Raw genomic sequence first — 18,395 nt, forward strand, 5'->3', positions numbered from 1 at the left:
TGCGTGGCGCGACGGCCCCGCGGGAAGGCGACGCCCGGCGAAACCCGACCCGGCGGCGCGCCGCCGCGCCGACCGCCATCGCGCCTCCGCGAAGCAGAAGGCGCGCCGGGACCTAGCCCTTGCGGAACACCAGCTGCCCGCCCTGGGCCTCGACCCGCACGCCATCGCCCGCGGCGAACTCGCCGGCGAGGATGCGCGAGGCCAGCGGGTTCTCCAGCTGCTGCTGGATCGCGCGCTTCAGCGGGCGGGCGCCGTAGACCGGATCGAAGCCGACGTTGCCGAGCAGCGCCAGCGCGTCGTCGGACAGCGCCAGCCTGAGCCCGCGGTCGGCGAGGCGCCGTTCCAGGCCGCGGATCTGGATGCGCGCGATCTCGCGGATCTGCGCCTTGTCCAGCGGATGGAACACGACGATGTCGTCGAGGCGGTTGATGAACTCCGGGCGGAAGTGCGCCTGCACCACGCCCATCACCGCGGCCTTCATCTGCAGGTAGGCCTCCGGCGAGCCGTCGCCCGCCATCTCCTGGATCTGGTGCGAGCCGAGGTTGGAGGTCATCGCGATCACCGTGTTGCGGAAATCGACCGTGCGGCCCTGGCCGTCGGTCAGGCGGCCGTCGTCGAGCACCTGCAGCAGCACGTTGAACACGTCCGGATGCGCCTTCTCCACCTCGTCGAGCAGGATCACGCTGTAGGGCCGCCTGCGCACCGCCTCGGTCAGGTAGCCGCCCTCCTCGTAGCCGACATAGCCCGGCGGCGCGCCGATCAGACGCGCGACGCTGTGCTTCTCCATGAACTCGCTCATGTCGATGCGCACCATCGCGTCGGACGAGTCGAACAGGAACTCGGCCAGCGCCTTGCACAGCTCGGTCTTGCCGACGCCGGTGGGGCCGAGGAACAGGAACGAGCCGTTGGGCCGGTTCGGATCCGACAGGCCGGCGCGCGAGCGCCGCACCGCATCGGACACCGCGCGGATCGCCTCGTCCTGGCCGACCACGCGCTTGTGCAGCTCCTCCTCCATGCGCAGCAGCTTCTCGCGCTCGCCTTCGAGCATCTTGCTGACCGGGATGCCGGTCCAGCGCGAGACCACCTCGGCGATCTCCTCGGCGGTGACCTTGTCCTGCAGCAGCTTGAAGCCGCGCTGCTCGGCCTCCTGCGCGGCGGCGAGCTGCTTCTCCAGCTCGGGGACGCGCCCGTACTGGATCTCGCTCATCCGGGCGTAGTCCTGGCGCCGCTGCGCCGCCTCCAGCTCGAGCTTGGCCTGCTCGATCTGCTCCTTGATCCGGGTCGCGCCGTGCAGGGTCGCCTTCTCGGCCTTCCAGATCTCTTCCAGGTCGTTGTACTCGCGCTCGAGCCGGGCGATCTCGTCCTCCAGGTCGGCCAGGCGCTGCCTGCTCGCCTCGTCCTTCTCCTTCTTCAGCGCCTCGCGCTGGATCTTCAGCTGGATCAGCCGGCGTTCCTTGCGGTCGAGCTCCTCCGGCTTGGAGTCGATCTCCATGCGGATGCGGCTGGCGGCCTCGTCCATCAGGTCGATGGCCTTGTCCGGCAGCTGGCGGTCGGCGATGTAGCGGTGCGAGAGCGTGGCCGCGGCGACGATCGCCGGGTCGGTGATCTCCACGCCGTGGTGCACCGCGTAGCGCTCCTTCAGCCCGCGCAGGATCGCGATGGTGTCCTCCACGCTGGGCTCGCCGACGAACACCTTCTGGAAGCGCCGCTCCAGCGCGGCGTCCTTCTCCACGTACTGGCGGTACTCGTCGAGCGTGGTCGCGCCGATGCAGTGCAGCTCGCCGCGGGCGAGCGCGGGCTTGAGCATGTTGCCGGCGTCCATCGCGCCCTCGGCCTTGCCGGCGCCGACCATCGTGTGCAGCTCGTCGATGAACAGGATGATCTGGCCCTCGTTCTTGGCCAGGTCGCTCAGCACCGCCTTCAGCCGCTCCTCGAACTCGCCGCGGAACTTGGCGCCGGCGATCAGCGCGCCCATGTCGAGCGCGAGCACGCGCTTGCCGCGCAGGCCCTCCGGCACCTCGCCGTTGACGATGCGCTGGGCCAGGCCTTCGACGATCGCGGTCTTGCCGACGCCGGGCTCGCCGATCAGCACCGGGTTGTTCTTGGTCCGCCGCTGCAGCACCTGCACGGTACGGCGGATCTCCTCGTCGCGGCCGATCACCGGGTCGAGCTTGCCGCTCTCGGCGCGCGCGGTCAGGTCGATGGTGTACTTCTCCAGCGCCTGGCGCTGGTCCTCGGCGCCTTCGGACTGGACGCTTTCGCCGCCGCGCACCTTGTCGATCGCCGCCTCCAGCCGGCGCTTGTCGGCGCCGGCCGCCTTGAGCGCGCGGCCGGCCTCGCCGCCGTCGTCGAGCGCGGCGAGCAGGAACAGTTCGCTGGCGATGAAGGCGTCGCCGCGCTGCTGCGCGAGCTTGTCGGTGACGTTGAGCAGCCGCGCCAGGTCGTTGCCCACGCTGATGCTGCCGGCCTGGCCGGTGACCTTGGGCAGGCGCTCCAGCGCCTCGCCGAGCCGCTCGCGCAGCAGCGGCACGTTGACCCCGGCCTGGGCCAGCAGCGGCCGCGTGCCGCCGCCGCTCTGGTCGAGCAGCGCGGTCAGCAGGTGTACCGGTTCGATCACGTTGTGGTCGCGCCCCAACGCCAGCGATTGCGCGTCGGCGATCGCCTGCTGGAAGCGCGAGGTGAGCTTGTCCATTCGCATGGGCGGACCTCGGGTGCGTTCGGGGCGGCCGGGCCGCCGATGCCCCTCAGATGCGGCTGCGCGGGCCTGGATTCAAGCGCGCATCGTGCGGCGAACGGGCCCCGCCCCCGGGCGACCGCGCTTGAAGCGGGGGCCGGCGCGATGCCGCTCCGGCGCCACCGCCCTGCCCCTTGCGCCGGCCACGGGTCGGCCATACGCAGCGGCGCGCTTCGGCCCGCGTCGACGAATCGCTTACATCGATCTGTTAAAACTCCGGACTCTTATGACCGCAGTCGACGCTCTCCCGCTTCCGCCTCCGCCGCCGCTGGGCGGCGACGTGGCGTTGTTCCTCGACGTGGACGGCACCCTGCTCGAACTCGCGGACCGTCCCGACCTGGTCCGCGTGCCGCCCGGGCTGATCGACAGCTTGCAGGCGGTGCACGAACGCCTCGGCGGCGCGCTGGCGCTGATCAGCGGCCGTCCGCTGGCGCAGCTCGATACGCTGTTCGCGCCGCTGCGCCTGCCCGCCGCCGGGCTGCACGGGCTGCAGGTGCGCGGCCGCGAGCAGGCCAGCCTGGCGGACGACGCGCCGCCGGAGCTGGCCGCCGTGCTGGCGGGCGCGCGCGCGCTCGCCGCGCGCTTTCCCGGCTCGTTGATCGAGGACAAGGGCACCGCGCTGGCGTTCCACTGGCGCGCCGCGGGCGAAGGTGCCGGAGCCGAGGACGCGCTGCGCCAGTACGCCGAGTCGGTGCTGCCGCGCCTGCCGGGCTATTTCCTGCAACCCGGCAAGGACGTGGTGGAACTGCGGCCCGGCGGCGCGCACAAGGGCACCGCGGTCGATCTGCTGATGGCCACGCCGCCGTTCCAAGGCCGCACGCCGGTGTTCGTCGGCGACGATCTCACCGACGAGCACGGCTTCATCGCCGCGGCCGCGCACGGCGGCAGCGCGATCGTCGTCGGCGAGCGCCGCCCGACCTCGGCGCGCTACGGCTTGCGCGGCCCCGCCGAGGTGATGGCGTGGCTGGGACGGGCCGCCCTCGCGGAAGCGGAGGTGGCGCGATGACCTGGCGGGCGCCGCCGGACCTGCCGACCAGCCTGGACCTGGGCATCGTCGGCAACGGCAGCTTCGCCGCGCTGATCGACGGCAACGCCCGCGTGGTGTGGAGCTGCGTGCCGGCGTTCGACGGCGATCCCACGTTCTGCGCGCTGCTGTCGCCGCGCGTGCACGAGGGCGGCGACTTCGCGATCGAGCTGGAGGACCTGGTCTCCAGCGAACAGCACTACCTCACCAACACCGCGGTGCTGCGCACGGTGCTGCGGGACGCGCACGGCGGCTCGCTGGAGATCGTCGACTTCTGCCCGCGCTGGCACCAGAACGAGCGCTTCTACCGGCCGGTCATGCTGATGCGCCGGATCCGCCCGCTGTCCGGGCTGCCGCGCATCCGCATCCGCCTGAGGCCGCTCGCCGACTACGGCGCGACCCGGCCGGAAAGCACCTGGGGCAGCAACCACATCCGCTACCTCGTCCCCGGCTTCACCCTGCGCCTGACCGGCGACGTCCCGGTGCGGCTGGTGCGCGACGCGCTGCCGTTCGTGCTCGACCGCGAGCTGCACCTGGTGCTGGGCCCGGACGAAACCCTGACCCAGCCGGTCGACGCCTTCGTCCGCCACGCCGAGGAGAAGACCGTCGCCTACTGGCGCGAATGGGTGCGCTACCTGTCGATCCCGCTGGAGTGGCAGGACGCGGTGATCCGCAGCGCGATCACCCTCAAGCTCTGCCAGTACGAGGAAACCGGCGCGATCGTCGCGGCGATGACCACCTCGATCCCGGAAGCGCCGAACACGGTGCGCAACTGGGACTACCGCTACTGCTGGCTGCGCGACGCCGCGTTCGTGGTGCGCGCGTTCAACCGCCTCGGCGCCACCCGCAGCATGGAGGACTACCTGCGCTACGTCGCCAACGTCGCTCCGCCCGACGGCACCCTGCAGCCGCTGTACGGCATCGGGTTCGAGCGCGAACTGGCCGAGGAACAGGTCGACTCGCTGGCGGGCTATCGCGGCATGGGCCCGGTCCGGCGCGGCAACCTCGCCTGGCTGCAGCGCCAGCACGACGTCTACGGCAGCGTGGTGCTGGCCTCGACCCAGCTGTTCTTCGACCAGCGCCTGACCCGGATGGGCGACGCCACCACCTTCGCCCGGATCGAGCCGCTGGGCGAGCGCGCGTTCGCCCTGCACGACCAGCCGGACGCGGGCCTGTGGGAATTCCGCGGCCGCGCCGAGGTGCACACCTATTCCAGCGTGATGTGCTGGGCCGCGTGCGACCGCCTGGCGCGCATCGCCGTGCACCTGAACCTGCCGGAGCGGGTCAGGTACTGGCGCCAGCGCGCCGACCTGATCCACGCGCGCATCGTCGCGCAGGCCTACAACGAGGAGCTCGGCCACTTCGTCGAGGCGCTGGACGGCAACCGGCTCGACGCCTCGCTGCTGCTGCTCGCCGACCTGGGCTTCGTCAAGCCCGAGGATCCGCGCTTCGTGCGCACGGTGGAGGCGATCGGCGAGCACCTGCGCCGCGGCGACGCGCTGTTCCGCTATGTCGCCCCGGACGACTTCGGCTCCCCGGAGACCAGCTTCACCATCTGCACGTTCTGGTACATCGACGCGCTGGCGACCATCGGCCGGCGCGAGGAGGCGCGGATCCTGTTCGAGCGCATCCTCGCGCGGCGCAACCCGCTGGGCCTGCTGTCGGAAGACCTGGAGTTCGGCGGCGGCGAGGCCTGGGGCAACTTCCCGCAGACCTACTCGCACGTCGGCCTGATCAACGCCGCGATGCGGTTGTCGCGGCCCTGGCAGGACGCGGCGTGACGGCGATGGGCAGGCTGGTCGTCGTCTCCAACCGCGTCGCCCTGCCGGGCGCCGCCAGCGCGGGCGGGCTCGCGGTGGCGCTGCTGGCCGCGCTCGAGGAAACCGGCGGGCTGTGGTTCGGCTGGAGCGGCAAGATCGACCCGCAGGAATCCGGCCGCATGCACGAGCGCGAGCACGGCCGCATCCGCTTCGTCACCGTGGACCTGTCCAAGCGCGACCACGACGACTACTACAACGGCTTCGCCAATCGCACGCTGTGGCCGCTGCTGCACTTCCGCGTCGACCTGGTCGACTACAGCCGCGAGACCTACGCCGCCTACCGCCGGGTCAACGCGCTGTTCGCCGAGAAGCTGGCGCCGCTGCTGCGCGACGACGACATCGTCTGGATCCACGACTACCACATGATCCCGATGGCCAAGCTGCTGCGCGAACTGGGCGTGCGCTGCAGGCTGGGCTTCTTCCTGCACGTGCCGATGCCGTCGTCGGACCTGCTGGCGGCGCTGCCGCAGCACCAGCGCCTGTTCGAGGGCCTGTCCTCCTACGACCTGATCGGCTTCCAGACCGAGCGCGACCTGGAACGGTTCCAGGACTACGTGCGCCTGTTCGGCCGCGGCCGGGTGATCGCGCACGGGGTGCTCGAGACCGAGCGCGGCCGGCGCCTGCGCGCGGGCGCGTTCCCGATCAGCATCGACACCGGCTACGTCGCCTCGCTCGCGACGGCGGCGGTCGGCAAGGCCAGCGTCAAGCGCCTGGCGACCAGCCTGTCCGGGCGCGCGCTGGCGATCGGCGTGGACCGGCTCGACTACTCCAAGGGCCTGCCGGAGCGCTTCCGCGCGTTCGGCCGCTTCCTGCAGCGCCACCCCGAGCACCGCGGCAAGCTGACCTACCTGCAGATCGCGCCGGTCTCCCGCGGCGAGGTCGCGGAGTACCAGCAACTGCGCGGCGAGCTGGAGCAGCTCGCCGGCCACATCAACGGCAGCCATGCCGAACCGGACTGGACCCCGGTGCGCTACGTCAACCGCAACTACCCGCACGCCTCGCTGATGGGCTTCTACCGGCTGGCGCGGGTCGGGCTGGTGACGCCGTTGCGCGACGGCATGAACCTGGTGGCCAAGGAATTCGTCGCCGCGCAGGACCCGGACGACCCGGGCGTGCTGGTGCTGTCCAGCTTCGCCGGCGCGGCGCGCGAACTCGGCCGCGGCGCGCTGCTGGTCAACCCCTACGACCTGGACGGCGTGGCCGACGCGATCGCCGCGGCGATGGAGATGCCGCTGTCCGAACGCCAGGCGCGCTGGCAGGCGATGATGGACCACCTGCGCGAGCACGACATCACCGCCTGGCGGCGCAGCTTCCTGGCCGCGTTGCGCGCGGGCTGACGGCTTCGACGTCCAGGCCCTCGCCCCAACCCTCGCGCGCGGGAGAGGGGCCCTGACGCGGCTTCGGAGTTCAGCGTCGGGAAGGGCCAAAGCGCGCCGCGTCGAAGCCCATTGCCTGCGATCGGCCCAAGCGCGGCGTCGAAGTCCCTCTCCCGCGTGCGGGAGAGGGATCGGGCGAGGCTGCCCCGCCTCAGACCCGCGCCGTCGGCTGCAGGATCTCGACCCAGTAGCCGTCCGGGTCCTTGATGAAGGCGATGTCCTTCATCCGGCCATCGGACAGGCGCTTCTGGAACGGAACGCCGAGCTGCTCGAAGCGCGCGCAGGCCGCCTCCACGTCCGGCACCGACACGCAGATGTGGCCGAAGCCGCGCGGCTCGCTGTTGCCGTGGTGGTAGGCGAAGGCCGGATCGTTCTCGGTGCCGTGGTTGTGGGTCAGCTCCAGCACGCCGGGACGGCCCAGCAGCCACTCGCCGCGCGCGGGCTCATCGGCCGGGATCTGCGCCGGGTCGTCGACCAGCGCGAGGAAGTACAGGCTGAACTGCGCGTCGGGGAAGTCGCGCTTGCGCACCAGGGTGAAGCCGAGTACGCGGGTGTAGAAGTCCAGGGACCTCTGCGGGTCCTTGACCCGCAGCATGGTGTGGTTGAACACGAAGCCGCGGGTGGCCGGGTCGCGGCGCGACTGGGCGGTCACGCCGGGCAGGGCGTCGAGCTGTTCTTGCAGGGACATCGTGCGTCTCGCGTCGTGGGGGCGGACATTCTAGGTGCGGTCCGGCCGCGTGCGGTTCAAGGCGCGCGCCCGTCGATGGCGGAGGCCGGACGCTGCAGCGACAGCAGCGTCAGCAACGCGGCCAGCGCGACGTAGGCGCCGGCGAACTGCCAGGCGATCGTCCGCGGCAGCCCCTGCAGCGTCCACGGCAGGTACACGCCGCCGCGCGGATCGACCGAGTGGATGAAGCCGAACAGGGTCAGCGCCGCGCCGACCAGCAGCGCCAGCGCCGCGCGGCGGTAGCGCTGCTCGATCATCGCCACCAGCGCGCTCGACCAGATCATCGCGGTGATGATGAAGCCGTTGCCGAGCGTCACGATGGTGGCCAGGTCCGGCAGGCCGTGGCCTTCCACGCCGTTGTACAGCGCGGCGAAGCGCGCCGGCTCGATCCACGCCGGGTTGCCGAGCTTGATCACCAGCAGGTAGGCGATCGACGGCAGGAACGCCAGCGCCACCGCCGGCGCGTGCCGGCGCGGGCTGTCGTGGAAAGCCTGCAGGGTGATGTCCATGCCGACGTAGACGATGATCGGCGCCAGCACCGCCACCGGCAGCCACTGCACCAGCCCCGACACGTAGCCGAGCATCCCGCCCAGGCCGATGAACAACCCGGTCAACAGGGTGTAGCCCTGGCGCGCGCCCATGTGCTTGTACGCCGGCTGGCCGATGTACGGCGTGGTCTGCGCCACGCCGCCGCAGAAACCAGCCACCAGGGTCGAGACCGCTTCGGCCAGCAGGACGTCGCGGGTGCGGTAGTCGTCGCCGGCGGCGCGCGCGCTCTCGCTGACGTTGATGCCGCCCACCACCATCAGCAGGCCGAACGGCAGCAGCAGCGGCAGGTACGGCACGGTGTCCGCCAGCCCGTCGACGAAACCGAGCGTCGGCCACGGCCAGGTCAGGCGCAGCGGCACCGGCTCGGGCACCTTGAAGCCGGGCGCGCCCACGCCGGCCAGGCCCAGGCCGTAGTACAGCGCGGTGCCGACGATGAAGGCCAGCAGCACGCCCGGCAGGCGCACCGGCAGCCGGCCCTTCGCCACCAGCACGTACAGCAGCAGGCCGAACGTGACGAAGCCGACCACCGGCGAGCGCAGGGTCTCGATCAGCGGCAGGAAACCCAGCAGCGCCAGCGCCGCGCCGCCGATCGAGCCGAGCAGCGCCGCGCGCGGCACCGCGCGGGTGATCGCGTCGCCGAAGAACGACAGCACCAGCTTCAGCGTGCCCATCACCACCAGCGAGGCCATGCCCAGCTTCCAGGTCGCCAACGCCGCCGCCTGCGGGTCCATGCCTTCGGCCTTGTAGGCGACGAACGCCGGCCCCAGCACCAGCAGCGCCATGCCGATGCTGGTCGGCGCATCCAGGCCCAGCGGCATCGCGGTGACGTCGTCGCGCCCGCTGCGCGCGGCCAGCCGGCGCGCCATCGCGGTGTAGATCAGGTTGCCGACCAGCACGCCCAGCGCGGTGCCGGGAAACATGCGCGCGAACACCACTTCGGCGGGAAAGCCGAAGATGCCGACCAGCGCAGCGGCGATGAAGCCGAGGATCGACAGGTTGTCGACCACCAGGCCGAAGAAACCGTTGAGGTCGCCGGCGACGAACCAGCGGCGCGGATGGGAGGGCGGCATCGGATGCGGCTCGGGAGGGAAGTCGGGCGGATCGTAGCGAAGCCGCCGCCGCCGCGCAGGTCCGTACGTGAAACGCTGGGAGCGCATCGCCGGAGGCTTCCGCGCCTGCGCTTGCCGCGCGCCGCGGCAAACCGCTGCGGGCGCGCACTCGCCCGCGCCCGCGCAAGACGCGCGCCTACCGCAGCAACCGCCCGGCGCCGGCCGGCTCCGGCGGCAGGCCGCGCGGGCGCCGGCCGGACCCGCGATCGCGATTGCGGGCGAGCCCGCGGTGGGCGCGATCGCGCCAAGCGCACGGACAGGCGCGCCGCCATGCCGCCGCCAGGGTCCACCGGGGCCGGGGAGCGCCCGCGCGACCGCCTCGCTGCCGGTGTCGGCGCGGCGCTCCCCGGGGCGCGGGAACGGGTCGTCGCCACCGGACCCTGCGCCCGCCGCCGCCGGCCCCCGCTCGCCCCTGCATCGCCGCGAAGCGGACGCGCACACCGCGGTCGCGCCGCGGCGGGAACCGCACCCGGCCGCTGCACAACACGCCGGCGCCGCCGAACACCACGATCGCCGCGTCTTCGTCGCTCAGTCGACATCCAGCCACCCGCGATAGCGGACGAGCAGGCCGACCCGCGGCAGGCGCGCCTCGACCTCGAAGCGATAGCGGCCGTCGCGCTCGGCTTCGCGCGCCCGCACCCCGGCGAACCAGCGCGGCGGCAGCGGCACGCCGAGCGCGCGCACCCGCGCCACCCGCCAGGCGATCGCGCCGCCCTCCACGCCGATGCGGAACCCGAACGTCGCCAGGCCCAGGCGTTCGCACAGCAGCCCGTCGCGCGCCCACAGGCGCGAGCGCATCGCGTGCCGGCCGAACCGGCGGGTCCAGCGCTCGCCGCGCGCGTCGACGGCGATCTCCACCGCGATCGGCCCATGCATCGCCGGCGGCAAACGCGCCGCCCGCGCGCACAGCCGGGCCAGCCAGTGGCGGCCGCACTCGACCGTGGCCGCGCCTTGGTGGTTCCCGCCGCCATCGCGCGCATGCAGGGCGCGTACCCGCGGCGCGAGGCGCTCGAAGTCGGCGCCGAGCAGGCGGCGGAACAGGGGCGCCGCCGCCGGCGTGGCGTTGCGGCGCGCGTTCGCGGCGAGATCAGCCGCGTCCTGCATCGACCGCGCCGTCCGGCGCGATCCAGACCAGCGTGGCCATGCGCCCGCCGCGGCCATCGCGGCGATGCGAATGGAAGCGCTGCGGGTCGCCGATCGTGCACAGGCCGCCGCCGTGGATGCGCTGCGGCGCGAGCCCGGCCGCGGCCAGGCGCCGCCGCGCCAGCGCGTACAGATCGACGCGCCAGTGGCCCGGCCGGGTCGGCACGAACGCCGCGGCCGCAGCGGCGTCGCGCCCGACGAAGGCGTGGTAGACCTCCTCGCCGATCTCGTAACGCTGCGGCCCGGCCGCGGGGCCGAGCCAGGCCCGCAGCCGCGGCGGCGCCGTGCGCAGCGCCGCGACCGTGCGCTCCAGCACGCCCGCGGCCAGCCCGCGCCAGCCCGCATGCGCCGCGCCGACTTCGCTGCCGTCGTCGGCGCAGAACAGCACCGGCAGGCAGTCGGCGGTGAGGATCGCCAGCACGACGCCGGGCGTCGAAGTCACCGCGGCGTCCGCCTCGGGTTCGTCGGCCGTTGCCCGGTCGTCGAACCGCAGCACCGCGGTCCCGTGCACCTGCCGCAGCCAGCGCGGCGGCGCCGGCAATCGCGCCTGCTCGGCGAGCAGGGCGCGATTGCGCAGCACCGCCTCGGCCGAATCGCCGGCACGCAGGCCGAGGTTGAGTTCGTCGAACGGCGGCGCCGACACGCCCAGCCCGCGCCGCAACGTGGTGAACGCGCGTACCGCGGCCGGCGCCGGCCAGTCCGCATCGAGCCGCCAGGCCGGCATCGCTCAGCGCTCCCGGTCCGCCGCCGCGGCGTCGCCGCGCAGCGCCTGCACCAGCGCGCGCAGGTCCGCCGGCATCGGCGCGCTGCAGCGCACCGGCGCGCCGGTGACCGGGTGGGCGAACTCCAGCACTTCCGCGTGCAGCGCCTGGCGCTTGAAGCCGCGCAGCGCCGCGACCAGTTCCTCGGTCGCGCCCCTGGGCAGCTTCAGCGACCCGCCGTACAGCGGGTCGCCGACGATCGGATGCTTCAGGTGCGCCATGTGCACGCGGATCTGGTGGGTGCGCCCGGTCTCCAGCCGGCATTCGAGCAGGGTGTGGGCGCGGAAGCGCTCGCGCAGGCGGAAATGGGTGACCGCCTCGCGGCCGTCGTCGCGTACCGCCATGCGCAGGCGGTCGCGTGGATGGCGGTCGATCGGCGCGTCCGCGGTGCCGCCGGACACCAGCGCGCCGACCACCACCGCCAGGTACTGCCGGTGCACCCGCCGCGCCGACAGCTGCTCGACCAGCGCGGTATGCGCCTGCAGCGTGCGCGCCACCACCATCACGCCGGAGGTGTCCTTGTCCAGGCGGTGGACGATGCCGGCGCGCGGCAGGGTGTTCAGCGCCGGATCGCGGTGCAGCAGCGCGTTGACCAGGGTGCCCGCGGGATTGCCGGCGCCGGGATGCACCACCAGGCCCGCCGGCTTGTCGATCACGAACACGTGCTCGTCCTCGTACAGCACCTCGAGGGCGATGTCCTCCGGTTCGGAGTGGGTCCGGACCTCCTGCACCGCGTTCAGGGTGACGGTCTCGCCGCCGCGCACCGGATCGCGCGGGCGCGCTTCGCGGCCGTCGAGGCGGGCGTCGCCGGACTTGATCCACGCCGCCAGGCGCGAGCGCGAATAGTCCGGGAACAGCTCGGCCAGGACCGCGTCGAAGCGGCGCCCGGCGTAGCGTTCGGGGACGACGGCGTGCAGGGGTTCGGCGGACATCGGCATTCCAGCTGCGGTTCAGGGGCGAGGCAGGCGGGCTGCCGGCGGGCTGTTATTATCCGCGCTTCGTCTCCCCGGCGCCCGTCGCACCTGCCATGACCCTACGCTCCGTCCCGTTGCGCCTGCTGCTCCTGCTGTCGCTCGCCCTGCTCGCCGGCGCCGGCTGCAGCCGCTTCTCCAAGGACAAGGACGCCGACGAGGGCCAGCCGGTCGAACAGCTGTACGAGAAGGCGCACAAGTCGATGACCAACGGCAACTGGGCCGCGGCCGAGACCACCTTCCGGCGGCTGGTGGCGCAGTATCCGTACGGCCCCTACACCGAGCAGGCGCTGATCGAGACCGCCTACGCGCAGTACAAGTCGGGCAAGCACGACGACGCGATCAGCAGCATCGACCGCTTCATCCGCACCTATCCGACGCACAAGAACATCGCCTACCTGTACTACCTGCGCGGCCTGGTCAACTCCAGCCGCGACACGGTGTTCCTGCAGCGCGTCTGGCGCCTGGACGCGAGCCGCCGCGACCTGTCCACGCCGCAGCAGGCGTTCAACGACTTCTCGATCGTCGCCGAGCGCTACCCGAACAGCCGCTACGCCGAGGACGCGCGCGCGCGCATGCGCGCCCTGCGCGACCTGTTCGCCCGCCACGAGCTGGACACCGCCCTGTACTACCTGCGCCGCACCGCCTACGTCGCCGCCGCCGACCGCGCCAAGTACCTGCTCGAGACCTACCCGCAGAGCAAGTACCAGAACGACGCCGTGGCCACGCTGGCGCTGGCCTACACCGGGCTGGGCAACAAGGCCCTGGCCGACGACGCGCGCCGCGTGCTCGAGCTCAACGATCCGGCGCATCCCTACCTGAAGGGCGAATGGCCGGACTACCCGAACAACTGGCGCAAGCTCAATCCGTTCGCGGGCGAGAAGTCGGCGCTGGACAACGATTGACGCCGGCCCGGGAACGCTGCGGCGCCGTCCGCGGCGTTTCCGCGGCCCGGCATCGCTCCTACGATCCCGTCTCCTTCCCCGGGAGACGCGCGATGCCGGAACTGCTCCGCTACGCCGCTTTCACCGACCGCCCCGAGGGCGGCAACCCGGCCGGCGTGGTGCTCGACGCCACCGGCCTGGACGAGGCGGCGATGCTCGCCATCGCCGCCGACCTCGGCTATTCCGAGACCGCCTTCCTCCGGCCGCACGGCGACGGCCGCTACGACATCCGCTACTTCAGCCCGCTGGCGGAGGTCCCGTTCTGCGGGCACGCCACCATCGCCAGCGCGGTCGCGATCGCCGAACGCGCCGGCCCCGGCACCCTGCGCCTGCGCACCCGCGGCGGCGAGATACGGGTCGAGACCGCCATCGAGGCCGGCCGCGCCAGCGCCACGCTGACCAGCCTCGCGCCTGGGGTCGAACCGGTTCCCGAAGCGCTGCTCGCGCAGGCGCTGGAGGCGTTGCGCTGGCGCCGGGACGAGCTCGACCCGGCGCTGCCGCCGCGCATCGCCTTCGCCGGCGCGCGCCATCTGCTGCTGGCCGCGCGCACGCGCGAGCGGCTGCGCCGGCTCGACTACGCCTTCGACGCGCTCAAGGCGGCGATGCTCGCGCACGACCTGACCACGGTCGATCTGGTCTGGCGCGAGACCCCGACCCGCTTCCACGCGCGCAATCCGTTCCCGGTCGGCGGGGTGGTCGAAGACCCCGCCACCGGCGCGGCGGCGGCGGCGTTCGGCGGCTACCTGCGCGCGCTCGGCCTGGTCGAGCCGCCGGCGACGGTGACGATCCTGCAGGGCGAGGACATGGGCCGGCCCAGCCTGCTCACCGTCGGCATCGGCGCCGCCGGCGGCATCCGCGTCGGCGGCCACGCGGTGCCGATCGCCGGCTAGCGGCGGTAGCCGTTGCTGATCGGATAGCGGCGCTCGCGCCCGAACGCGCGCCGCGACACCTTCGGCCCGGGCGCGGCCTGGTGGCGCTTCCATTCGCTGGTGCGCACCAGCCGCAGCACCCTGTCCACGGTGGCCGGGTCGTAGCCGGCGGCGACGATCTCGTCGCGCGACTGCTCCTGGTCCACGTGGCGCAGCAGGATGCCGTCGAGCACGTCGTACGGCGGCAGCGAATCCTGGTCCTTCTGGTTCTCGCGCAGCTCGGCCGAGGGCGGGCGGTCGATCACGCCCTGCGGGACCGCCCGGTCGCCGACCGTGTTGCGCCAGCGCGCCAGCCGGTAGACCTCGGTCTTGTACAGGTCCTTGAGCGGCGCGTAGCCGCCGCACATGTCGCCGTAGATGGTGGCGTAGCCGACCGCGTACTCGCTCTTGTTGCCGGTGGTCAGCAGCAGGCCGCCGAACTTGTTGCTCAGCGCCATCATCAGCGCGCCGCGCGCGCGCGACTGCAGGTTCTCCTCGGTCACGTCGGCCGCGCGGCCGGCGAACGGCCCGGCCAGCGCATCGAGGAAGCCCTGGAACGGCTTCTCGATCGGCACCGTCAGCAGCTGCACCCCGAGCATCGCGCACTGCTCGGCGGCCAGGTCGTTCGACAGGTCGGCGGTGTAGCGCGAAGGCAGGCGCACCGCGGTCACGTTCTCCGCGCCGAGCGCATCGACCGCGATCGCCAGCACCAGCGCGGAATCGATGCCGCCGGACAGGCCCAGCCAGACCCGGTCGAAGCCGTTCTTGCGGCAATAGTCGCCGGTGCCGCGCACCACCGCGCGCCAGGCCAGCGCGTCGCGGCTCTCGTCGCCGTCCTCCTGCCATTCCAGCGCGGCGAAGCGGCGGGTGGCGGGGTCGAATTCGACCACCAGCCACTGCTCGACGAACGCCGCCGCCGCCGGGTGCACGGTGCCGTCGCCGTCGGCGACCACCGAAGCGCCGTCGAACACCAGCGAGTCCTGCCCGCCGACCACGTTGAGATAGACCAGCCCGGCCCCGGTCTCCTGCACGCGCTGGGCGATCAGCGCGTCGCGCTGCGCGTGCTTGTCGTGCTCGTAGGGCGAGGCGTTCGGCACCAGCACCAGTTCCGCGCCCCCGGCGACGGTGCCGGCGATCGGCTCGGGGAACCACAGGTCCTCGCAGACGATCAGGCCGACCTGGACCCCGCCGACCTCGAACACGCAGTCCTCGCGGTCCGGATCGACGTCGAAGTAGCGCCGTTCGTCGAACACCGCGTAGTTCGGCAACTCGCGCTTGCGGTAGGTGCGCTCGACCGTGCCGTCGCGCAGCACGCTGGCCGCGTTGTACACCACCGGGCCCGCCGCTTCCGGCCAGCCCACCACCGCGACGATGCCGCGCGCCGCTTCCGCCACCTGCCGCAGCGCCGCCTCGCAGTCGGCGAGGAAGCTCGGGCGCAGCAGCAGGTCCTCGGGCGGGTAGCCGCTCAGGGCCAGCTCCGGGAACAGCACCAGGTCGGCGCCGTACTCGTCGCGCGCCTGCGCGATCATCGCCGCGATGCGCTCGGCGTTCTGGTGCACGGCCCCGACCGGGAAGTCGAACTGGGCCAAGGCGAGGCGAAGCGGTTTGGACATCGTTCGGATTCGCTGTTACGAAGTCGTGGATCGCCGTGGCGAGGTCGTGGATGCGCTCTTTCGAGCCCCTCCCGCGCCAACGGGCGGGGTGTGTCCCGTCGCCGGGTGAGATGCAAGATCAACCGCGGTGCCCCCACCCACCCCTCTCCCGCTTGCGGGAGGGGGATTGGGGTGAGGACCGACCAGGAGCGCCGCCAGGATTGCCTGCAGCACGCCCCCGGTCCGCGCCAGGGCGTCATTGTTCCAGAATCCGAGCACGCGGTAGCCCTGGCGCTCGAGAAAGGCCGTCCTGCCGGCTCGGCGGCCGCGCCGTTGTGCTGGCCGCCGTCGAACTCGATCGCCAAGCACGCCCCGATGCTCCTTTGCCCAAAACGGAAGGCCGCCCGAAGGCGGCCTTCCACGCAACGCCCGGCGCCGGCGCTTACTTGGCCAGCCGCTTGGCGATCGCCGCGCCCAGGTCGCCCGGCGAGCGGACGGTGGTGACGCCGGCCCTTTCCATCGCCGCGAACTTGCCCTCGGCCGTGCCCGAGCCGCCGGAGGCGATCGCGCCGGCGTGGCCCATGCGCTTGCCCTTCGGCGCCGAGGCGCCGGCGATGAAGCCGACCACGGGCTTGGTCACGTACTGGGCGATGAACTCGGCGGCTTCTTCCTCGGCGCTGCCGCCGATCTCGCCGACCATGATGATGCCTTCGGTCTGCGGGTCGTCCTGGAACCACTTCAGCGCGTCGATGAAGCTGGTGCCGTTGATCGGGTCGCCGCCGATGCCGATGCAGGTCGACTGGCCCAGGCCCACGTCGGTGGTCTGCTTGACCGCCTCGTAGGTCAGCGTGCCCGAGCGCGACACGATGCCGACCACGCCCGGCTTGTGGATGTGGCCGGGCATGATGCCGATCTTGCACTCGCCCGGGGTGATCACGCCGGGGCAGTTCGGGCCGACCAGGACCACGTCCTCGTAGCCCTTGAGCACGTTCTTGACGCGCAGCATGTCGAGCACCGGGATGCCCTCGGTGATGCACACGATCACCTTGATCCCGGCGTCGGCCGCCTCGAGGATCGCGTCGGCCGCGAACGGCGGCGGCACGTAGATGACCGAGGCGTCGGCGCCGGTCTCGGCGACGGCGTCGGCGACGGTGTTGAAGACCGGCAGGCCGAGGTGGGTGCTGCCGCCCTTGCCGGGGGTGACGCCGCCCACGACCTTGGTGCCGTACTCGATCATCTGCTCGGCGTGGAAGGTGCCCTGCGAGCCGGTGAAGCCCTGGACGATCACCTTCGTGTTCTTGTCGATCAATACGCTCATGGTGTCCGTCCTGTGCTTACTTGCCGGCGACGGCCGCAACCGCCTTCTTCGCGCCGTCGTTGATGTCGTCGGCCGGGGTGATCGCCAGGCCGGAGTTCTTCAGCAGCTCCTTGCCCGCTTCGACGTTGGTTCCTTCCAGGCGCACGATCACCGGCACCTTGACGTCGACCTCCTTGACCGCGGCGATGATGCCCTCGGCGATCATGTCGCAGCGGACGATGCCGCCGAAGATGTTGACGAAGATCGCCTTCACCTTGTCGGAGGACAGGATCAGCTTGAACGCCTCGGTGACGCGCTCCTTGGTGGCGCCGCCGCCGACGTCGAGGAAGTTCGCCGGCTCGCCGCCGTTGAGCTTGATCACGTCCATGGTCGCCATCGCCAGGCCGGCGCCGTTGACCATGCAGCCGATGTTGCCGTCCATCGTGACGTAGTTGAGGTCGTGCTGGCTGGCCTTGACCTCGGTCTCGTCCTCCTGGCGGATGTCGCGCATCGCCGCCAGCTCCGGGTGGCGGAAGGTCGCGTTGTCGTCGGAGTTGACCTTGCCGTCGAGCACGGCGAGGTCGCCGTTGGTGAGGATCGCCAGCGGGTTGAGCTCGACCAGCGACAGGTCCTTCTCGTTGAACAGCTTGTACAGGCCCAGCATGATCTTGGTCAGCTGGTTGACCTGCTTGGCGTTCAGGCCCAGGGCGAAGCCGAGGTTGCGGCACTCGTAGGGCTGCAGGCCCTGGACGTAGTTGACGTGCAGGGTCTTGATCGCGTCCGGGTTCTCCTCGGCGACCTTCTCGATCTCCACGCCGCCCTCGGCCGAGGCGATGAAGGTGATGGCCTTGCTGCCGCGGTCGACCAGCACCGACAGGTATAGCTCCTTGGCGATGTCGGTGGCCTGGGTGACCAGCACCGCATCGACCGGCAGCTGCACGCCGGCGGTCTGATAGGTGGCCATCTTCGTGCCGAGCATGCCCTTGGCGTACTCGCGCACCTCGTCGTAGGTCTTGGCCAGCTTCACGCCGCCGGCCTTGCCGCGGCCGCCGGCGTGGATCTGGGCCTTGACCACCCAGAAATCGCCGCCGATCGCCTTGGCCGCGTCGACGGCCTCTTCCGGCGTGCGCGCGACGCGCCCGGCCGGCACCGCGATGCCGTAGTCGGCAAACAGCTGCTTAGCCTGATATTCGTGGAAATTCATGCGTCACCGAGGGGAGTGTGAGATGCCCCGCGGCCCGACGCCGGATCCCGGCCGACCGCGAGGGGGGCCGTCATTGTCGCCGATCGTCCTGCCTCGGGCAAAAACCGCGCCATCCCTCGCCCGCGCGGACGCAGCTGCGCCCCGCCCGCCTCCCCCTGCGCCCGGGAGAGCCGGCGCGCGCTCCCGAGCGCGAACCAACGGCGTTCCCCGCGTACGGCGCGCCGGCGGCGGACGCA

The 18,395-nt window shown here is 72.2% G+C and carries 15 protein-coding genes; 5 read left to right on the plus strand and 10 right to left on the minus strand.

The genetic code is table 11. The annotated features are described in order from the left end of the window. Positions 1–112: 112 nt before the first annotated feature. Positions 113–2,698: an ATP-dependent chaperone ClpB gene (gene clpB / locus EDC50_RS06505; RefSeq protein WP_123769690.1), complete on the minus strand. Its 2,586-nt coding sequence runs from the start codon at positions 2,696–2,698 to the stop codon at positions 113–115. 262 nt (positions 2,699–2,960) lie between these two features. Between clpB and otsB the strand changes: the two genes are divergently transcribed. The 3 genes from otsB to otsA are packed head-to-tail and all read left to right on the plus strand — an operon-like array spanning position 2,961 to position 6,915. Continuing rightward, a complete protein-coding gene (gene otsB, locus EDC50_RS06510) occupies positions 2,961–3,740 on the plus strand; it encodes a trehalose-phosphatase (RefSeq protein ID WP_123769691.1) in 780 nt (259 codons plus the stop codon). Further along, a complete protein-coding gene (locus EDC50_RS06515) occupies positions 3,737–5,539 on the plus strand; it encodes a glycoside hydrolase family 15 protein (protein ID WP_123769692.1) in 1,803 nt (600 codons plus the stop codon). The genes otsB and EDC50_RS06515 overlap by 4 nt, the downstream gene beginning before the upstream one ends. Positions 5,540–5,544: 5 nt before the next feature. Continuing rightward, positions 5,545–6,915, plus strand: coding sequence for an alpha,alpha-trehalose-phosphate synthase (UDP-forming) (otsA, locus tag EDC50_RS06520; protein ID WP_123769693.1), 1,371 nt, complete (start codon positions 5,545–5,547; stop codon positions 6,913–6,915). Between the two features lie 190 nt (positions 6,916–7,105). Here otsA and gloA read toward each other — a convergent pair whose 3' ends face one another. The 5 genes from gloA to rluD form a co-directional block, all read right to left on the minus strand. Beyond that, positions 7,106–7,642 (minus strand): lactoylglutathione lyase, encoded by a 537-nt coding sequence (gloA, locus tag EDC50_RS06525; protein ID WP_123769694.1) that lies wholly within the window; start codon positions 7,640–7,642, stop codon positions 7,106–7,108. Positions 7,643–7,698: 56 nt separating this feature from the next. Beyond that, positions 7,699–9,300 (minus strand): SulP family inorganic anion transporter, encoded by a 1,602-nt coding sequence (locus tag EDC50_RS06530; RefSeq protein ID WP_123769695.1) that lies wholly within the window; start codon positions 9,298–9,300, stop codon positions 7,699–7,701. A 567-nt stretch (positions 9,301–9,867) separates the two neighbouring features. Beyond that, positions 9,868–10,443, minus strand: a complete 576-nt coding sequence (locus tag EDC50_RS06540; RefSeq protein WP_123769696.1) for a DUF4166 domain-containing protein — start codon at positions 10,441–10,443, stop codon at positions 9,868–9,870. Beyond that, a complete protein-coding gene (gene pgeF, locus EDC50_RS06545; protein ID WP_123769697.1) occupies positions 10,427–11,206 on the minus strand; it encodes a peptidoglycan editing factor PgeF in 780 nt (259 codons plus the stop codon). Before pgeF ends, EDC50_RS06540 begins: the two co-directional genes overlap by 17 nt. 3 nt (positions 11,207–11,209) lie before the next feature. Further along, the gene (rluD, locus tag EDC50_RS06550; protein ID WP_425477898.1) at positions 11,210–12,175 is read right to left on the minus strand and encodes a 23S rRNA pseudouridine(1911/1915/1917) synthase RluD; all 966 of its coding nucleotides are present in this window, start codon (positions 12,173–12,175) and stop codon (positions 11,210–11,212) included. A 95-nt stretch (positions 12,176–12,270) separates the two neighbouring features. Between rluD and EDC50_RS06555 the strand changes: the two genes are divergently transcribed. Continuing rightward, on the plus strand, positions 12,271–13,119 hold the full coding sequence (locus EDC50_RS06555; protein WP_123769699.1) for an outer membrane protein assembly factor BamD: 849 nt from the start codon (positions 12,271–12,273) through the stop codon (positions 13,117–13,119). A 92-nt stretch (positions 13,120–13,211) separates the two neighbouring features. Further along, entirely contained in the window at positions 13,212–14,048 is an 837-nt protein-coding gene (locus EDC50_RS06560) for a PhzF family phenazine biosynthesis protein (protein ID WP_123769700.1), read from the plus strand. Here EDC50_RS06560 and EDC50_RS06565 read toward each other — a convergent pair. The 4 genes from EDC50_RS06565 to sucC form a co-directional block, all read right to left on the minus strand. Next, a complete protein-coding gene (locus EDC50_RS06565) occupies positions 14,045–15,679 on the minus strand; it encodes an NAD+ synthase (RefSeq protein ID WP_123769701.1) in 1,635 nt (544 codons plus the stop codon). The genes EDC50_RS06560 and EDC50_RS06565 overlap by 4 nt on opposite strands. A gap of 15 nt (positions 15,680–15,694) precedes the next feature. Further along, a complete protein-coding gene (locus EDC50_RS16630; protein WP_277872359.1) occupies positions 15,695–16,027 on the minus strand; it encodes a DUF559 domain-containing protein in 333 nt (110 codons plus the stop codon). A 73-nt stretch (positions 16,028–16,100) separates the two neighbouring features. Further along, complete coding sequence (gene sucD / locus EDC50_RS06575; protein ID WP_123769703.1) at positions 16,101–16,976, minus strand: succinate--CoA ligase subunit alpha; 876 nt, start codon at positions 16,974–16,976, stop codon at positions 16,101–16,103. A 16-nt stretch (positions 16,977–16,992) separates the two neighbouring features. After that, on the minus strand, positions 16,993–18,159 hold the full coding sequence (gene sucC, locus EDC50_RS06580; RefSeq protein WP_123769704.1) for an ADP-forming succinate--CoA ligase subunit beta: 1,167 nt from the start codon (positions 18,157–18,159) through the stop codon (positions 16,993–16,995). Positions 18,160–18,395 lie beyond the last annotated feature (236 nt).

Source organism: Vulcaniibacterium tengchongense (genome assembly GCF_003814555.1).
GTDB lineage: Bacteria > Pseudomonadota > Gammaproteobacteria > Xanthomonadales > Xanthomonadaceae > Vulcaniibacterium > Vulcaniibacterium tengchongense.